Consider the following 16,930-nt stretch of genomic DNA (forward strand, 5'->3'; position numbering starts at 1 on the left):
GTATGTTGTCCTTTTCAAAAGGTACGAAAGGAATAATATGCCAGCCTGCCAAAAATCGCGCTCATCCCTGTTCGATGATACAAAAGCTCTGATTATCGCTCTGTTAAGCCTGTCACTCAGTTTTCCCGGCCAGGCCATGCCGGAAGTTCCAAACCCGGATCAGCATGAGCACACCCTGGCTGAAATCACCACCCAATGGAGGCAACTTACGCAGTCACAATCCCCCAACGAAGCGGCAAAAACAATGGCTGCACAGCAGTTATCGTCTGCGGTGACATCAACACTGACACCCTGGTTTAACCAATATGGCAATGCCCGTCTCACACTCCCTTTCGACAGCCACTTTTCGTTAAAAGACGTTGCATTTGACTGGCTGTTACCTTGGTATAACGTAGCTTCGGGTACTGCATTCAGCCAGTCAGGGGTAAAAACCCACCATGGTCAGACAACAACTACACTTGGATTCGGCTATCGCTATTTAGCCGATAATTGGTTATGGGGTGCCAATGTCTTCTGGGATGCGTTGTGGCCGGAGCAGCATCACCGTTATAGTTTTGGGTTAGAAGCCTGGCATGATAACGTCAAACTCTCTGCCAACCTTTACCAGCGTTTATCCCATTGGAAGCAATCCCGGCTCACAGATTTCGATGCAAGACCCGCCAATGGCTGGGATATTCAGGTCGAAGCCGGGTTGCCTGCATTTCCTCACTGGGGCGGGCAATTGCAGTTTGAGCAATATTACGGGCAGCAGGTCGCGTTATTCGGTGAAGCAGAACGTCAGAAAAACCCGTACAGCGTCGCCGCCGAGCTGACTTACACGCCCGTACCGTTAGTGACACTGGGTGCCGATTTTCGGCAGGGTAAACAAGGTGTCAGTGAAAATCGTTTTACCCTGAACCTCAATTATCGTTTTGGCACATCATTCAGCCAGCAACTTGATCCGAACGCGGTCAGACCCCTGCACAGCCTGAAATCCAGCCAATTTGATTTTGTGAATCGGCGTAGCGATATGGTGCTGGATTATCAGAAGCAAACGTTGCTGACACTGGCTTTCCCCGCATCAATCAACGGATATGAAGGCAAGGAAGTGACCTTTGTACCGATTATCCAGTCCAAATATCCGCTGGCACGTTTAGAGCTGGATACAGCTGAACTACAGCAGGCAGGTGGGAAAATGCTTTACCAACGGCCGGAGAAAGTGACGTTACGGTTACCGAAAACCACGAAAAACCCCGTTCGGCTTTCGGGAATAGCCATCGACAGCCGGGGTAATCGCTCCAACCGGGCAGAAATCATGATGGTGAGCTTGCCAACCGAAAAGCGATGGCAGGTGACAGCGAATAAAACACAGGCTAAAGCCGATGGTCATGACAGTGTGCTCTATACCGTTCTTGTCACCGATCAAGAAGGGACTCCCATCTCGAATCAGGCTGTTATCTGGTCAAGCGACAAGGGAGAATTGTCCCAAACCCGGCAGAACACGGATGCGCAGGGGCAGGCATCGGTCGTGCTGCGCAGCCGTCAGCAGGGGCTGCATGCGGTACGTGTTTCCGTGGATGAAGAGGTTGTCATTGCACCTTCAGTACAGTTTGATGCGGTGCTGATACCCGAAATCACCGTTGATAAACACAGCGTTAAGGCGGATGGAAAATCGAGGGCGACCTTGACTGTCACGGTTAAAAACGCCGGTGGTCAACCTGTGCCAAATCAGGCTGTTGGCTGGCAGACCAGCCTTGGCCAGTTCTCCTCATTTTCATTAATGACTGATGCAAAAGGGCAGGCCATGGCTTATTTAACCAGCAAAGTATCAGGAAATGCAGAAGTGATGGTGGCGGTTGGCAGTGAAACGGTGATGGCTTCTCCGATCCGCTTTATTGCCTCGTTAACTCACACGCTTCAGGCGGACAAACAAACGGCGATTGCCGATGGTCAGGACAGCATCCTTTATACGGTGAACGTGCGCGATGCAGCAGATAGAGCCGTTGCCAACAGCAAAGTGCAATGGTCAGTGGATAACGGGCAACTGTTGGACAGGCAGGAACAGACAAACAGTCAGGGAGAAGCGACAGCCCGGTTAATCAGCCGCACCGCAGGGAGGGCAACGGTGAAAGCAGACGTATCAGGAAAAACACTTCATGCTGCTCCGGTGACGTTTGAACGTTTGCTGAAATCGGCTATCACGGTGGATAAAGTTTGGGCTAAAGGTGATGGGCAGGATGCGGTGGTGTTAACGGCTAGGGTGAAAGATTCACTGGGATCACCCGTGGAAAATCAGCCAGTAAGTTGGCAAACGGATCATGGTGTGCTGTCCTCAGAACGTACGCAAACTGACCCTCAGGGACAAGCGCAGGTTCAGCTGAGTAGCACGTTTGCAGGGGAGCACCAGGTTCAGATCCAGGTCGGCGATCATAAGGTAGCCGCCCCCATTGTCACCTTTGATGAAGTGTTGTTATCTACTATTCGGGTCAATAAAACCCGTGCTGCGGCGGATGGCGAAGATCGGGTGACTTTTACTGTCACCATCACCGATATTCATGGGCAGGGACTTGCGGATAAAGCGGTTGATTGGTCTGGCAATCTTGGCGAGATGATTTTTGAGGAAGACAGGACAGACCGTCAGGGAAATGCAACCGCAACCCTTGTCAGTCGTTATGCTGGACAGGCTTTGGTCACTGCTGAAGTGGGTGAGCAGCAAGTCGTCTCTTCTGTGGAATTTATCCTGCCGTTGCGCCTGGTTGATACCGTTGCCATTGACCGTCAGGGCGGTAATGCCAACCAGAAATCGTTTGGTACCAGAGGACCTTCCGTTTTCTGGCATGGTGCGAAATTCCGCCTTATCACGGCAGACAATACAGGTAGGGTAAGCTGGCAGAGTAACTCACCCTCGGTGACGGTATCGGGTGATATGGTGACGGTAGAGCAAAATCCTGACGGAGTCAGGCTCACGGGTACTGATGAAACCGGACAGCAGGTCGAACTGACTTTGACGGTTCACACCTGGTTTGAGCGCTCTGGATTGACGGAAGATTTTTATTCTCATGCGAAACAGCTTTGTAAATCACTCGGCAGCCGGATTGCTTCCAAATATTCACTCGAACAGCTCTATGAGGAATGGGGGAACTTTTATCTTTATGACGGCTGGATACGGGAGTTTTATGTGACCTCCACGGATTACCTCACCGCCAGCTCAGGCTCAGCAGAGCATCAGGCAAAATGGGCATTTTGGGCAGAAACAGACCGGTGGATGCGAAATGGCTGGCCGATGACAGGATTTGCCTGTAGTCGTTAATTGTATTGGCTTCCCCGAATTCTTCAATAAAACTATCGAAATATTTATCACGCATTATTTATACTATCCATAATAGAACTAAGTGGCTTATTATAAGCCACTTAGTTTTTAACGATGATCTAGCATCCATCAATATTCGTCAATTTCAGGGGCGGAAAATTGCCGTAGAATATCTAGATGTATATACATATCTAGTTTTCTGATATTTTCAAGCGCAACATCTCCCCCTAAAATTATAGCAGGTTCAAAACCAAACATTTGATTTTCATTTAATGGACCATACTTTTCCACGGCCTTAGAAAAAAGCCATATATCGTCATCTTCTTCGAGATCAAAAGAGTCTAGGGCCCTACTTGAAAAAAAAGTGGCAACATCAAGATCAGCATCTTTTTGTTTTTTTTCGTAAAAATTTTCTTTATTGAAATAAATAGCGTGAAATGCACATGAGATCGTTAAGTTTGTTCCAGTTTTTTCACCATATAGGCAAAGATCTCCGAAACCACTTCTGGCAATAACATGATAAGCATCCATTGATTCAAATGGCGTATCTTCCAGCCACATATCAACAATGCCTTCATAATCATCAGGATTAACAATGCTAAATAATCCATCCTGATAGCTATTCCAGCCTTCTATTTTCCAATAATGTAATAGTTGGTCGGGTAACTTTCCTCGCCATTTCTCTATCGCTTCAGAAGGTGCTGCTATATGCTGAGTAGCTTCCCCGAATTCTTCAATAAAACTATCGAAATATTTATCACGCATTATTTATATCCACAATACTTGATAAAGTGGCTGTGAAAACAGCCACTTTATCAACAAATAAAAATCAGAAATTAAATCTCTTGAATATCTGGATCTGCAAATTGACGAAGGATATCCAAATGGATATGAATATCCAGTTTTCTGACATTTTCGAGTTTAATTTCACCACCTAATACAATGGCAGGCTCAAAACCGAAAATTTCATTTTCATCTAATGGGCCGTATTTTTTAACTAATCTAGGAAATATTCCTGTATTTCCACTGCCTTTTAAGTCAAAATTGTCGGCAGACTTTATCCCAAAGAAAGAGGATATTTCTTCATTCAAGTCTTGTTGATTTTTTTTGTATGCTCTTCTTTTAGAAAAAGTGATAGTATTAAAAATACAAGATATTGTTAAATTAATTCCTGTTTGCTCACCACAGAGATAGAGTTTGCCAAAACCACTTCTTGCAATAACATGATAAGCATCCATTGATTCAAATGGTGTATCTTCCAACCACATATCGACAATATCTTCGTAATCATCGGGATCTACAATGCTAAATAACCCATCCTGATAACTATTCCAGCCTTCTGTTTTCCAGTAGTGTAGCAGTCTTTCAGGTAACCTACCTTGCCATTTTTCTATTGTTTCAGTAGGAACAGCTCTATGCTGAGTCGCCTCTCCCAAATCCTCAATAAAGCACTCAAAATCTTCATCACGCATTATTTATACTCATAATAAATACATAAAGTGACTGTTAAAACAGTCACTTTAGCAATAGAAAATAATCAAATCTCTTGAATATCTGGATCTGCAAATTGACGAAGAATATCCAAATGGATATGCATATCCAATTTTCTTACATTTTCGAGTTTAATTTCACCGCCCAATACAATAGCAGGTTCAAAACTAAAGATTTCGTTTTCATTTAGAGGACCATATTTTTCTATCGCTTTGGAAAATATGCCTGTTTTTCTTTCTCCTCTCAGATCACATGAACTTACATTTTGATTAGAGAACAAAACCCCAATATCAATATCTAAATCTTGGCTATTTTTTTGGTAGAATTCATTTTTAGAATAGACTATCGTATTAAAAATACTAGATATTGATAAATTCCTGCCTGTTTTTTGACCGCAAAGATAAAGTTTTCCAAATGCATTTCTGGCAATAACATGATAAGAGTCCATTTCCTCAAATGGCGTATCTTCTAACCACATATCAACAATATCTTCATAATCATCAGGATTGACTATACTAAACAATCCATCTCGATAACTATTCCAACCTTCTGTTGACCAATAATGTAATAACCTGTCAGGTAACTTTCCTCGCCATTTCTCTATGGCTTCAGCAGGAACTGCTCTATGTTGGGTTGCTTCTCCAAATTTTTGAATAAAATATTCAAAGAAATCATCGCGCATTATTTTTTCCCCTTACCTCGGCATAATTCTAGTTGAATGTTCATCTTAGCGTCACCCAATCCACTGTCAACTGCCTCTTTCGCTGCATTATCAAGAGATTTTATTCGCCCGCCTTTCCAACTACCTCCAATTGCACTGTTAATTCCTGAATCTCCCATTTTTTTAGGTGCATATTGTCCATAGCCTCCAGCCACCATATCGGGTTCATGTAATGCGGCTAATCCTTGAAGAGCGTTTTTAGCTTTTTCTTTTGCTATTTCATCAGCTTTTTGGGGTGACATTCCTTTCCTTACTAAATTCCTAGAGACATTATCGGATATATCATTTTCTAAACTTACTCTAAAGTTTTCTTGAGCACCGGCTGCTTGGCTATTCCGCTTATTTTTCTTATAAGAATCCCTTGCAATTTTGAATTCTTCAGGTGACATGCTATTAATAGCATCCTGCTGTCTTCTTAATTGCTCGGAATACTCATCTAAAAATGCTTTTCGCTCTTTATCCGTTTTTAACCTCTTATACCGCTTGCTGTCATAAGGATGAAAACACGGCACCTTAGTCTTCTTAACCCCTTTGACTTTACCCCCTTTATTTTGCTGTTTTTCTTTCAGTTCCTTTTTAAGCTCGTCTGGGTCTTTGGAAGGTGTTGTTTTATCTCTTTCAGCCGCCTGGGTCTCTTGTCGTTTAGCTTTGGAATTACTTCGTGCAACCCCCTTTTCCTTGCCAGCGATGATCGACATGGCCTTTGACCCGCCTTTAGCGATACCTTTCACCGCTTGCTTGATTACCCCTTTGGGATTTAAGTCAGCGAGGGTATCCCCAAATTCTTCTGCCGCGCCTTCTGGCTTAAATCGGTATTCATCCAGATTCGCGTTTTCCATGAGCGCATCAGCCTTATTCGTTAACCGATCCGCTTCTGCTTCATTACCCGCGGCTTTATGTGCTAATGCTTCCAGTTTCATTTCCACCGCAGCATCAGCCTGATGGCCTTTATACACCACTTCAGCAATATCAATGGCCGTATTTCCCAGATTTTTCAGGATACCGGTTCCCACATCTCCGACTTTTCCCCAAAATCCCTCCTCACTCTGGGTATTCGGCTTGATAACGGAATTAGCTTCTTTAGGCACCTCGGTCGATTTCGGCGGTTGCCCGGTAATTTCCCCTAACGTATTACCCTCACCGGTCGGGGCATCGTCATGCGCCCGTTTTTTCCATAATGCTTCATCACTCGCTGGTTTAGGTGGGATTTTCTTGATTTTTGCCATGTCCTTATGCTCCGTTCATCCAGAATTTGTCACCGTGGCGTAACAGCAATTTATTGCCGACCCGTACACTTTTTGAATGCTCCTGCTCTTTGGGATGGCATTTGCCCCCCACTGTGCCGCTTTTGATGCCATTTGCCACACCGGGTTCATCGCCCAGTGTCTGGGGAACAAACGACTGCGCAAAAACCACAACGGGTTTGCCATTGGCGCGCACGGATTTTACCGGCACTGAACTGTCTGCCAGTTTGGCCATCACGGGGTAAGGAATGGGGGGCGTTGAAGAACCCATCGGGGTTTTGCAGACATCCGGTAAAATGCCGATGACCATCCACTGGGTGCCTGTCCGGGCAAGGTAATTATCAGCCATAAATATGGATCTCCCTCTCGTCTTTGTCATCCGGTGACGCCATTCTTACCAGCGGTGCATCCGGATCCATTTCAAAACGGGCTTCCATCACCCGGAGGGGCGATGTTGCTTCAATGTGGTAACGGTAAGTCATGGCGAGCGTGAGCGCTTCGCTGTCGATAATGAGGGTATCGGCGTACATCCGTTCCGGGAGCATTTCACCACTGAGCATCCTCAACAGGATCAGCGGCCGGTGCCCCGGCAACTGGACATGCAGTTCACCGTCACGGGTCAGATTGAACAGACTGATACGGATATCAGGAGCAGGAAAGTCAATTTGCTGGTCGTCCGGCGCGTTATTCCAGTAACGAAAACTAAAATCCTCGGGAAGATAAGGGTGGCGTTCTGTCAGCCACTGCTCATCATAGGTGCCTGCCCGTGTGCGGCGGGGCAGCCAGGCGCGTCCGATAATCCCCAGTCCCGCAGGCTGGCAAACCTTTTCCGTAATGGACGGCGGCGAATTCAGCCACTGCGCAAAGTGGGCGGCCGTTATCGGGGCATCAGGGTGTTCAATGCGAGGTGCCGGGTAGCGGGAAAGATCTTTTGCCTCTGCATACCACGGGGTGATAAAACCCGTCCCCAGCGGATTGTATTCCCATGTGGCATGGGCAAGGGGGGAATTGTCTTTTTCCGGGTGCTGTTCCCGCTGGGTGTCGGTCAGACGGATCTCTTCGGGCACGGAGGCAGCCGCGTTATCCTTTTCATACACTTTGCATTCCCCGCCAAAGGCATCACGGTAATCTACCGGTAACGTCGTGAATTTTTGGGGCGGCGTCAGTTGCCATTCGCCTTGTGAAGAACGCTGAAACTCACGCTCTCCCCAGACATGCAGGGTCTTATCGATCAGCGCTTGCCCGTCACGCGTGGTGACCTGTAACCGGACAGGCATTTTTTCACAGGCTTCACCCGCTGGCGCATAGGCAACACCATTGACAATCACATCACATTTGAGTTTCAGCGGCGCTAAATCACTTTCCTGCAAAACCGATGACCGGTTCATTTCGCCGGAAAAGGTATCCTGTACCGCCAGTTCGCCATAAGGGGCGGCCAGTACAGGCCGATAATGCCCCGAACCCACAGGCTGGAGCTGGTAGACGATTTTCATGGCAACAACATGATATTCCTCGTCTTCGGTATCCAGCATTTTGTAATTAATAACTGAAAACGGGGTCAGGTTTCTGAATTCCATCGTTTGGCTCCTTAGTTCAGGTCAATGTCCTGCGCACTGATTTGGATGGCATCAGTGGCATCAAACAGGAATTTGGTGCCCTGGATCGTGACATTGCCGAACTTGTCCATCCGCAGACAGCTACTGCCGCAACGCAGTTCAATCACATCGCCGACCGTAATGGCTAACGATTCGCCAACCGTGTGGGTATGAGTGATCCCGACGTCCTCTTCCTTGTGCTTGAAGACATTGATGGTCTGGTTTTTTTCGACGGTTTCACTGTGGTTAGCCAGCACATGGGTTTCGCGGTTGTTGAGTACTTTGGTTTTCATGTCTTTTTGCGCATGAATAAACACTTCTTCACTGCCTTTTGCATCCTCAAAACGCAGTTCGTTGAAGCCTTCCCCTTTGTGGGTTTTGGTTTTAAACGTGGTGCGGGTCTTCGCGGCGGGTAAATCCAGTGGCGGGCGGTTGACGGCGTTATAGACACTGCCGGTCACTATCGGCCGGTCAATATCGCCGTTAAGGTAAGAAACAATGACTTCCTGCCCAATGCGCGGGATGGCCATAAAGCCAAAGCCGTTGCCATTCCAGCCCTGAGCCACCCGAACCCAACAAGATGCGCCGTCATCGGCTTTGTCGTAACGGTTCCAGTGAAAGTGGACTTTAATCGCGCCGTCTTTGTTGACGAAGATTTCTTCGCCTTCCGGCCCGACCACGGTGGCACTCTCATCCCCATCCGCCAGTGGCTTGTAATGAAATGGCGGTCGCCAGTCGGCATAGCCATCGATAAAGCTGAAGTCATTGCTGAGTGTGGTGCCCTCGCCGCCATGGTCATCCAGTGCCTGCGGGCAGCGCCCCTGATGGCTGATCCCGACAATCTGCCAGCAGGTATTGAGTGGGGCGTGGGGATGGGCGGCAATGTTGAAAATTTGCCCCGGCATCAGTTTGATGCAGTTACTTTGCCCGTTGCCACTCTGCATCTGGTTTTTCAGGGCTTCATGGCGGTACTTAACGAACGGTTTGGCTTCGGCATCCTTCTGAAAACGGCCATAACTTTCGTAAACCGTATACGGCGTCAGTGTGCCGAATGCCTGATAATCCGGGTTGCTTTCCAGATGGGAGAGCGCGTAAAACGGCCGTTCGGGATTGAAATCCTTGTTGATGGTGCGCTGGGGTGTCATCCCCACCCCCAGGCGAACCTGATAAATGGTATCGATCCCGTGCGCCGTTTCCGGCTGGGCATTGTAACTGAGCGTCAGGTCTGCCGCCATGGGCAGATGGCTGTCACTGAAAAACAGCGTTTCATCCTCAAACCAGAAGCTGATCCCCTCTTCGGCGGCTAAGCGGCAAAAAAAAGCATAGTCGGATTCCCGCTTCTGGGTGATGTATTCCCGGCTTTGATGGGCATCTTCCAATTTTGAGTCAGCGCGAACGTGGTGTTTTTTCAGCAACAGCTTCAGGATATCCGGCACACTTTGCCGGTGATAAATACGGCTGTCCTGATTGAGCGTGAGTCGCCAGAGGGACGGGCGCACCGTAAAGGTATACAGGATTTTGTTACCATCGGTGCCGCACCAGTCGGCATGGGAAATGATCCCGGTGATTTTGCGTTGCTCCAGCACACCGTGGAAGATTTGCAGTACTGCTTCCTGCATCAACAGCGCGGTTAAATCGATTTCCGGCGTCGGTATAAAGGGGTTACCGGGCAGGGACTGAACCAGCGTCAGGTTCAGGGTGAACAGCTCGGAAAGCCCTTCCCGCAGGGTAAAATCGGCCACCGCAAATGTCCCCTCAGGTAGCCCTCCTATCCGGCAAACAAAACGTAATCCACTTTTTAGCATTATTATGTCCTTAATTTTCGGTTTCATCTCATCTCTCATTACATTTCACGGCGCAGCCCGAGTTGATGCGGGAATGCCCATAACGCCATCTGTTCATCCTGCCGATAAATTTCCAGCATGATGAAGTTATCCCGGACAACAAAGCTCGCCAGCAGCTGGCTGATCACCCGGCAGAACTGGTACATGATGCCGTCATTTTCATAACAGGCCGGATTAAGGTGCAAATGCAGGGTGTTGCCATTAATCACGCCGCCCAGTCTCCCCGGACCGTAGTCAAGACGGCTGTCAAACCGGGAGTCCAGATGGACAATCCCGTCAATATGTTGCTGCATCCGGCGGCTGAGCGCGCGATCATGTCCGGTATAACAATCATACAAACGCAGGAAATTTTTCAGGGACTCGGTATTGAAAAGCAAAAACGGCGTGTGGTTGAGCTTATCAATCAGCGCCCAGTCTGATTTTCCCATCACCATGGGCGGAAAATCCGGTGACACGGGGGTGATATTGCAGGCACGCAGATGAGAAGGCACCGATTCCTGGGATTCGGTGATAGCCCCGGGTTCCAATGTCATGGCCTGCGTATGGTAGCCGATGAAGTGTGCACAAACCGGCTGGGACGGCAGTTTGGTGGCCGCTTTTCCGTCCGCATCCAGAAAATGTAGCCAATACTGGATACGCCCAAGCAGATCGATGGAGAGTCGGGGCTGGAAATAGAGATTATCGGGTTGCCCTTCATCAAGCAGCCAGCCACTTTTCTCGCAGAACTGAGTCACCGGCTGGAAATGAGCGGTGTTAGCGTAAGATTGTTTGCCGCCGGGTTGTCTGGCCGTTTGGACCCCCTGTAACCGGAATAACCGCTCAGTCTCTGATAAAAGAAGGGGATAATGCGCGCGATTTTCCGCCAGCGGGATCGGCGGGCTGACCATCGTATCCAGGTGAACAGCGGGCACACAGCCTAACTGGAACGCATCGCCTACGGTTTCCAGTGGCAGTTCACCGTTCAGCCTGAATACCAGCTCAAATGACCCGTCGCGGTTTAACGGCAATTCACGGTAATCCCGCGCATCAAAGGTCATAAAATCAAAAGCATGAGGCAGGCAGTAGTATTCCGTCATCCGTTGCAGACGGTCAAAATGGTTATGGCTTGTGGGCAGTATACTGTGATGGCCATGAGCATCACACCCGTATAACTTGCTGTACCTGAGCCTTTTTTCTTCGTTTTGCGTGCGCAGGTAAATATTATCGAGATGCCGTTCCAGCCACAGACTCAACTGGGCCGCCCGCTCACGGTCTGTGCCGAGAAAAAATTGCAGTAATCCCACTTGCCAACGGTCTGAAACCGCGCCCGTTTGGCGCAATGTCACAATGATCTCGCTGTATTCCCGTGTTTTTTGGATCTGCTTATCCAGGACAATGAAAGGCTCAATATGCAGGGGACGACAGGTATGAAACCGTAAAGTGTATTCCCCCTCATCGGTGGTTATCGGTACGCCCTGGGGGATATCGACGGCGCCCTGATGAACGTCCTGATGGGGGGTAAATTGGATGATGGTTGTCGGGGGCACAGGACGCAGGGTATGGGGCCAGATGCGCCCCAACATTTCATGGGTGACTTGCGGAAAGTCGTCTTCAACGGTGCTGCGCAAGTTTGAGGTTAATAATGAAAAACCTTCAAACAGGCGTTCAATATCCGGATCATGAGGGTTACTCAGAAAAGGTTCCAGATGCGGAAACTCAGTTGCCATCAACTTTGCTTTTTCACGCAGGTAAGCTAACTCTTGCAGGTACAGCGATTCCTTGTTGTTTTTCATTTATTGCCATCTCTAATGTTCCGATTAATAATTGATCGGCATCTTGTGAATAAAGTTTATATAAAATGAATGCGCTACTTGGTAAGGGTGATTTATTGTACATGGGATTTGAATTAATTTATTTAATGTAATTCTGCTTTCTCTGGATTTGGGAGAAGTCTGAATCGTTGTGTCTGCCCGCTTCGGAAGGAAAACCGAGAGACAGAGGAGACAATGTCAATACCCACTTTTTTTACATTTTGCAAAAAAGAATTGTTTGCTGATTTTTCCTCGTTTTTTCCGCACCCTTCACGTCTGTTTTCGGATACGGGAAGGTGGTGATGAGAAAGCGTTATGCATTATTCTGGCTGGGATGGATGACTGCATCCGTGAGTCATGCAAAAACGGTGGTGTATACCGACAGCCACCATACCCCCGTCAATCTTTCCCCTGATACACAGGTAGTCTGGCTGGATACAGCTGAACAACAGCAGCAGAAAATCTTCTCTCAACTTTCTGCCGACCCTCAACAAGCTGCGGTACAGGCACAAGCTATTCTGCAATCTTCCCAATGGTTCCAGCAGGAACAACACATTATCAACGCTTATCGTGCTGTTGTTGAAGCCTGGCAATTAGGGGTGCGTCAGTATCCTGCTGTGGTGTTTGATGATCATGAAGTGGTGTATGGTACGGCGGATGTGGCAAAAGCGAAGGCGCTCAGGGAGCAGAATCATCCATGAGTATTCAACATATTACTTTTCCTGTCGTCATCACTTTGATAACCGCATTTGCTCCGGTTGCGCAGGCCTCCCTCAACACGGCCCAAATTGTCGCCAGCAGTCTTTCGCCCGCCTGTATTCAGTGGCGGGTCAGCGGCATTTGTTACTGGCTGTTTTGTTCCTGGCAGGGTTGCACGGTAAAAACCTCGGTTAAAGTCACCCACTATCTTCCCGAAGCGGTCGTGTCCACCTATCACGCCCCCGGCGGCAATCCGTGGTCAGAAATGGCGCAGGTCAGCCGACTATCCGGCGGGCTGGAAAATGCCGTTACCGGTGCGTTATCTTACCTGACCGCAGGCGGGGGTAATCACAATACCCAGATTGCAGGACAACGGCGCACCAGTCTGCGTTTTAAATATGCCGATGCCATCGGGCATCCCGCCACCAACCTGATTGGCGGGCAAATTCCCGGCTATTCCTGCCGCAGTGCTGCCACCCCCTTGATGCCTTATTTTCTGAGTACGCTGGATACGGTCGCGTGGCGCACTGGTTTACCGGAATCGTTCTATCCTGAAGCGCTTATTCCCGGTCAGCGGGAACTGGGCAGCCAGATGGCCGGCAATATGTGGGGCAATATTTACCCGCGTTCAGGGTTTGTTAATCAGACTGATGATGACAAAGCCGCTGCTGTGGTCGCGCAGCGGGTGGCTGACATTATCACCCGTGCAGGCCAGCCTCATGTTTATCAGGTTCTGAAAGCCCAACGGACTGACGGCTACTGGCCGCCGGAGCCGGTGAAAGAAAATACCGGCACAAAGAACCACAAGTGGCAGCGGTTATCACCGCAGTTAAGCTCCAGCTGTGCCGTGTTTCCAGGCGGGGAACACATGGCTGCAAGCAACGGCAATCAGGCCTATGCCCTGTGGCAGCCCTACAGCTGCTGCCAACGGCGCGGGCAGCGTTTTCTTGGCAGTACGGATATCTGAATAAGGAAATGAACAATGACGAGAATAAACAGGTTATTGCTGATATTGGGCGGACTGGCAACCGCATCTGTACAGGGTAATACGCCGGTGGTGTCCCTCTCATTACCGCAGGTGAATAACAGTGTGCTGGGTTATGGGGCTGAGGCCAGCGGTGCTGTTTCCGATACGCTGTTTTATACCCTGGGTGGCGGTTCGGTGATTTCACAGCCGGCCACCCGCGGTTCCCTGACCAGACTGGGCGGACTGGAACTCGGCTGGAGTTCGGATTTGATGTGCGGGAATTTTGATTTGAAAACCACCATCGGCAACCAGCTGAATGGTATCACGGCGGGGTTTAAGAACCTGATGAGTGATGTCATTCAGGGGGCAACCGGCGCAGTGGCCAGTCTTCCTGCCATGGCAATCCAGCGTGCTAATCCCGGTCTGTATGACATGCTGACCAATGGCGTTTTACAGGCCAATGTGGCGTTCGATAAGGCCCAGTTTAATTGTCAGAACATGGCGAAGCGGATGATGAATTTTGCTGAAAACAGTAAATGGACACAATCTGCTGCTCTGCAGGAGTATAAAACGCTGGTTAACAGCGGGGATGCGGATGCCGTAAGAGTCAATAATGCCGGCGCCAAAACCACCGGCATGGGGGGACATCAGTGGATTGGTGGCAAAAAGCAGGGCGGCAGGGGGCAGAATGCTATCCGGCCCACCCGTGATTTAGCCAGCGCGGGTTTTAATATGATGAATAATCAGCCCGTGCTGAGCCAGTCTTCTGTTCGCCTGCAAGATTGTCAGGGGGGTGCCTGCACCAAATTCAAAAATGCCACTGAAGCGGCGGAAGCGGTGGTAAACGTGCTGGGCGACCGCGCCATCCGTACCTGTGGCAATGCGGCGGAATGCACCAGTGGCGGGGAACACCAACAGCCGGGTGCAACGGTGGCCGGTACGGGCTTTGCACCGATGCTGGAAGAACAGACCAAAGCCAATATTGAACAGCTGGTGAAACTGGTCAATGGCACGGAAAAACCGACCGTCGCCAATCTGGCCAAGCTGAAAACCGGCAGTCTGGCGGTAACCAAAGGTGTCATTCAGGCGTTACAGCGAGACCCGGACAGTGCCGCATTAACAGTCCGTCTGGCGGGCGAACTGGCGATGGCGGAAACCACTGAAACGGCCTTGCTGATGCGGCGGATGCTTATCACCGGGATGTCCGAACCCAATGCCGCGGCGCAACCGGACGCATTCGCCGAAGGGGAACGGCGGATTGAGGCGCTGGACAGGGAAATCACTGCATTAAAGAATGAAATGCAGCTGAAACGCGCACTGTCGCGCAACGCCATCCTGACCATTATTGAGCGGGACACCCAGCGCATTAAAACGCATCCGCAAAAACAGGTACCGGACAGCACCGATGCGCGGTTTTATCAGCTGGAAGCCCCAAACCGTGAGCGCAGGTAAGGTCAGCGATGGCAGAGAAGATTTCAGTATTAAGAAAAGGTGTCGCGTTATCACTGATTATCGCTTTGGTGATGGTTATCACGTTAGCGACAGGCCGGCCCGGGCTGCAACAGGCAGAAAACCTGACTCAGCTTCACCGCTGGATAACCGACACCGGGGAATTCTGGTTAATCTGGCGGTTATGTCTGTATGCCGTACTGGGCTGGGGCAGCCGGAAAATCTGGCGGCGGACACAAAATCAGAAGACACATCGTGCAACTTTAATTCGAATGCTGGTCGTCAGTCTGATGTTCATTTTACTGTGTGAATACGCCCTGTCAGGGAATAGCGGAGAAACCCGATGACCACCAACAGCTATCTGGAATACTTTCTGACCCTGCTCGGCTGGGTGGTTAACAACGGGTTATGGCAAATTCTGATGGCGACCGGGCTGTTTACGGCGCCTTTAGTGATAAAGGTGATCGCCGTCTGGCTGAAGGTGAGAGAATGTAGTGAAGACGACGGCAATGGCGGGTTACAATCACTTGCCCGGATTGAAAATACCCTGTACTGCGCCTTTTTCGTGATGGTGGTGTGTTGTGTTCCACTGGTGAATGTCAGCCTGACCACCCTCCAGTATGACCCGTCCCGCGCCAAAAGCTGTGGCACCTGGACGCCCAAAGCACCGGACAAAAGTGGTTATGCCCCGGCGATGTCCAGCCTGAATAACCAGACGGCTGCCGTGCCGCTCTGGTGGGCGGTGGTACACCGGTTGTCAAAAGGATTCACCCAGGCAGCCGTTGCCTCCATCCCCTGTCGCCCGGATCTGCGGCAACTGCACTTTGAAGTGCAGCACACCCGCATCAGTAATCCGGCACTGGCAGCGGAGTTGCAGGATTTCACCCACGATTGTTATGCGCTGGCATTGTATCAGTGGAAACGGCGGGATCAGGGGCAAACCACCGACGACACCAGGCTGAATGATATCGACTGGCTGGGCAGCCGCACGTTTTTAGCCGGTGATTATAATACGCTGCAATCCCGAACGCCCCGTACCTATTTCCCGTGGAGTGAGAGCCGGGACAGTGGGCGGCCGTATACCGGGCAGGGCGGTTATCCCACTTGCAAAGCCTGGTGGTCAGCCGCCAAAACCGGGCTGAAAGACCGGGTACTGGCGCAGGCCGATCCGGGATTATGGCTGCGTCTGTCAGCCACCCTGAAAATGCTGGGCAAAAATACACAGGAATATCAGGAAGCGGTGCTCCGCCGTCTGGTCAGCCCGGTAAACCTGACGGTTTCTCAGGAAGGGTATGTTTACGCAGGCTATGGCGGCAATGCTGATCCTGCCTTGTTGGATGCGGGCAACCGGGTCGGTGCTTCTGCGGGGACTTTATTGGGCGGATTACTCGGTATGCCGGTGTTTGATGCGGTGCGTCAGGCACTGCCGATGATGCAGGCGGTGATCCTGATGGCGTTGTATATCCTCATCCCGTTGATCCTGCTGTTTGCGGCGTATGAATTTAAAACGGTATTCACCCTGACATTCGCCCTCTTCGCATTGAACTTTCTGACTTTCTGGTGGGAAACGGCCCGCTGGCTGGACAGCTATTTACTGGAAGCCCTGTACGGCTCAGATACCCACAGTCTGTTTAATCTGGCGGGCATTCAGAATACGTCGGATGATTTAATTATGGGGCTGGTGATGGGCACGCTGTTTATTGTGTTGCCGATGGTCTGGCTGGGTGCGTTAGCGTGGGCAGGGGTACGCATGGGTGATGTGGCCGGCATGATGAGTCAGGGCGTGGGGCAGGTCAGGCAATCCGCTGGCATGTTCGGGCAAATGGTGATGCAGAAAGTGT

At 49.9% G+C, this 16,930-nt stretch carries 14 protein-coding genes; 6 read left to right on the forward strand and 8 right to left on the reverse strand.

The window, feature by feature from the left end:
- Positions 1-37: 37 nt before the first annotated feature.
- Positions 38-3,289, forward strand: coding sequence for an Ig-like domain-containing protein (locus tag AAC854_RS10840; protein ID WP_340617113.1), 3,252 nt, complete (start codon positions 38-40; stop codon positions 3,287-3,289).
- Positions 3,290-3,418: 129 nt separating this feature from the next.
- Here AAC854_RS10840 and AAC854_RS10845 read toward each other — a convergent pair whose 3' ends face one another.
- The 8 genes from AAC854_RS10845 to AAC854_RS10880 form a co-directional block, all read right to left on the reverse strand.
- A complete protein-coding gene (locus tag AAC854_RS10845) occupies positions 3,419-4,054 on the reverse strand; it encodes a GAD-like domain-containing protein (protein WP_340617114.1) in 636 nt (211 codons plus the stop codon).
- A 71-nt stretch (positions 4,055-4,125) separates the two neighbouring features.
- The gene (locus AAC854_RS10850; RefSeq protein WP_340617115.1) at positions 4,126-4,761 is read right to left on the reverse strand and encodes a GAD-like domain-containing protein; all 636 of its coding nucleotides are present in this window, start codon (positions 4,759-4,761) and stop codon (positions 4,126-4,128) included.
- Positions 4,762-4,826: 65 nt separating this feature from the next.
- A complete protein-coding gene (locus AAC854_RS10855) occupies positions 4,827-5,462 on the reverse strand; it encodes a GAD-like domain-containing protein (protein ID WP_340617116.1) in 636 nt (211 codons plus the stop codon).
- Complete coding sequence (locus tag AAC854_RS10860; protein WP_340617117.1) at positions 5,462-6,727, reverse strand: polymorphic toxin type 15 domain-containing protein; 1,266 nt, start codon at positions 6,725-6,727, stop codon at positions 5,462-5,464. The genes AAC854_RS10855 and AAC854_RS10860 overlap by 1 nt, the downstream gene beginning before the upstream one ends.
- A gap of 4 nt (positions 6,728-6,731) precedes the next feature.
- A complete protein-coding gene (locus tag AAC854_RS10865; RefSeq protein ID WP_340617118.1) occupies positions 6,732-7,094 on the reverse strand; it encodes a DUF4150 domain-containing protein in 363 nt (120 codons plus the stop codon).
- Positions 7,087-8,322, reverse strand: a complete 1,236-nt coding sequence (locus AAC854_RS10870) for a DUF2169 family type VI secretion system accessory protein (RefSeq protein WP_340617119.1) — start codon at positions 8,320-8,322, stop codon at positions 7,087-7,089. Before AAC854_RS10870 ends, AAC854_RS10865 begins: the two co-directional genes overlap by 8 nt.
- An 11-nt stretch (positions 8,323-8,333) precedes the next feature.
- Positions 8,334-10,172 (reverse strand): type VI secretion system tip protein TssI/VgrG, encoded by a 1,839-nt coding sequence (gene tssI / locus AAC854_RS10875; protein ID WP_422824076.1) that lies wholly within the window; start codon positions 10,170-10,172, stop codon positions 8,334-8,336.
- An 11-nt stretch (positions 10,173-10,183) separates the two neighbouring features.
- The gene (locus AAC854_RS10880) at positions 10,184-11,956 is read right to left on the reverse strand and encodes a type VI secretion system baseplate subunit TssF (RefSeq protein ID WP_047962750.1); all 1,773 of its coding nucleotides are present in this window, start codon (positions 11,954-11,956) and stop codon (positions 10,184-10,186) included.
- Positions 11,957-12,276: 320 nt separating this feature from the next.
- Between AAC854_RS10880 and AAC854_RS10885 the strand changes: the two genes are divergently transcribed.
- The 5 genes from AAC854_RS10885 to AAC854_RS10905 all read left to right on the forward strand — a co-directional run.
- Positions 12,277-12,675, forward strand: a complete 399-nt coding sequence (locus AAC854_RS10885) for a TIGR03757 family integrating conjugative element protein (RefSeq protein WP_047962751.1) — start codon at positions 12,277-12,279, stop codon at positions 12,673-12,675.
- Entirely contained in the window at positions 12,672-13,640 is a 969-nt protein-coding gene (locus AAC854_RS10890) for a TIGR03756 family integrating conjugative element protein (RefSeq protein ID WP_340617120.1), read from the forward strand. The genes AAC854_RS10885 and AAC854_RS10890 overlap by 4 nt, the downstream gene beginning before the upstream one ends.
- Before the next feature lie 15 nt (positions 13,641-13,655).
- The gene (locus AAC854_RS10895) at positions 13,656-15,092 is read left to right on the forward strand and encodes an integrating conjugative element protein (RefSeq protein ID WP_340617121.1); all 1,437 of its coding nucleotides are present in this window, start codon (positions 13,656-13,658) and stop codon (positions 15,090-15,092) included.
- 8 nt (positions 15,093-15,100) lie between these two features.
- Positions 15,101-15,436, forward strand: coding sequence for a hypothetical protein (locus tag AAC854_RS10900; RefSeq protein WP_340617122.1), 336 nt, complete (start codon positions 15,101-15,103; stop codon positions 15,434-15,436).
- A partial coding sequence (locus AAC854_RS10905; RefSeq protein ID WP_340617123.1) for a conjugal transfer protein TraG N-terminal domain-containing protein occupies positions 15,433-16,930 on the forward strand: 1,498 nt, incomplete at its 3' end. The genes AAC854_RS10900 and AAC854_RS10905, both read left to right, overlap by 4 nt.

The organism is Xenorhabdus entomophaga (assembly GCF_037996725.1).
GTDB classification, from domain to species: Bacteria; Pseudomonadota; Gammaproteobacteria; order Enterobacterales; family Enterobacteriaceae; genus Xenorhabdus; species Xenorhabdus khoisanae.

What these genes read in the sequence shown, in the direction of transcription:
- AAC854_RS10840 (WP_340617113.1), top strand. Translation starts at nt 38, where the DNA reads ATGCCAGCCTGCCAAAAATCGCGCTCATCCCTGTTCGATGATACAAAA.
- AAC854_RS10845 (WP_340617114.1), bottom strand. Translation starts at nt 4,054, where the DNA reads ATGCGTGATAAATATTTCGATAGTTTTATTGAAGAATTCGGGGAAGCT.
- AAC854_RS10850 (WP_340617115.1), bottom strand. Translation starts at nt 4,761, where the DNA reads ATGCGTGATGAAGATTTTGAGTGCTTTATTGAGGATTTGGGAGAGGCG.
- AAC854_RS10855 (WP_340617116.1), bottom strand. Translation starts at nt 5,462, where the DNA reads ATGCGCGATGATTTCTTTGAATATTTTATTCAAAAATTTGGAGAAGCA.
- AAC854_RS10860 (WP_340617117.1), bottom strand. Translation starts at nt 6,727, where the DNA reads ATGGCAAAAATCAAGAAAATCCCACCTAAACCAGCGAGTGATGAAGCA.
- AAC854_RS10865 (WP_340617118.1), bottom strand. Translation starts at nt 7,094, where the DNA reads ATGGCTGATAATTACCTTGCCCGGACAGGCACCCAGTGGATGGTCATC.
- AAC854_RS10870 (WP_340617119.1), bottom strand. Translation starts at nt 8,322, where the DNA reads ATGGAATTCAGAAACCTGACCCCGTTTTCAGTTATTAATTACAAAATG.
- tssI (WP_422824076.1), bottom strand. Translation starts at nt 10,172, where the DNA reads ATGAAACCGAAAATTAAGGACATAATAATGCTAAAAAGTGGATTACGT.
- AAC854_RS10880 (WP_047962750.1), bottom strand. Translation starts at nt 11,956, where the DNA reads ATGAAAAACAACAAGGAATCGCTGTACCTGCAAGAGTTAGCTTACCTG.
- AAC854_RS10885 (WP_047962751.1), top strand. Translation starts at nt 12,277, where the DNA reads ATGAGAAAGCGTTATGCATTATTCTGGCTGGGATGGATGACTGCATCC.
- AAC854_RS10890 (WP_340617120.1), top strand. Translation starts at nt 12,672, where the DNA reads ATGAGTATTCAACATATTACTTTTCCTGTCGTCATCACTTTGATAACC.
- AAC854_RS10895 (WP_340617121.1), top strand. Translation starts at nt 13,656, where the DNA reads ATGACGAGAATAAACAGGTTATTGCTGATATTGGGCGGACTGGCAACC.
- AAC854_RS10900 (WP_340617122.1), top strand. Translation starts at nt 15,101, where the DNA reads ATGGCAGAGAAGATTTCAGTATTAAGAAAAGGTGTCGCGTTATCACTG.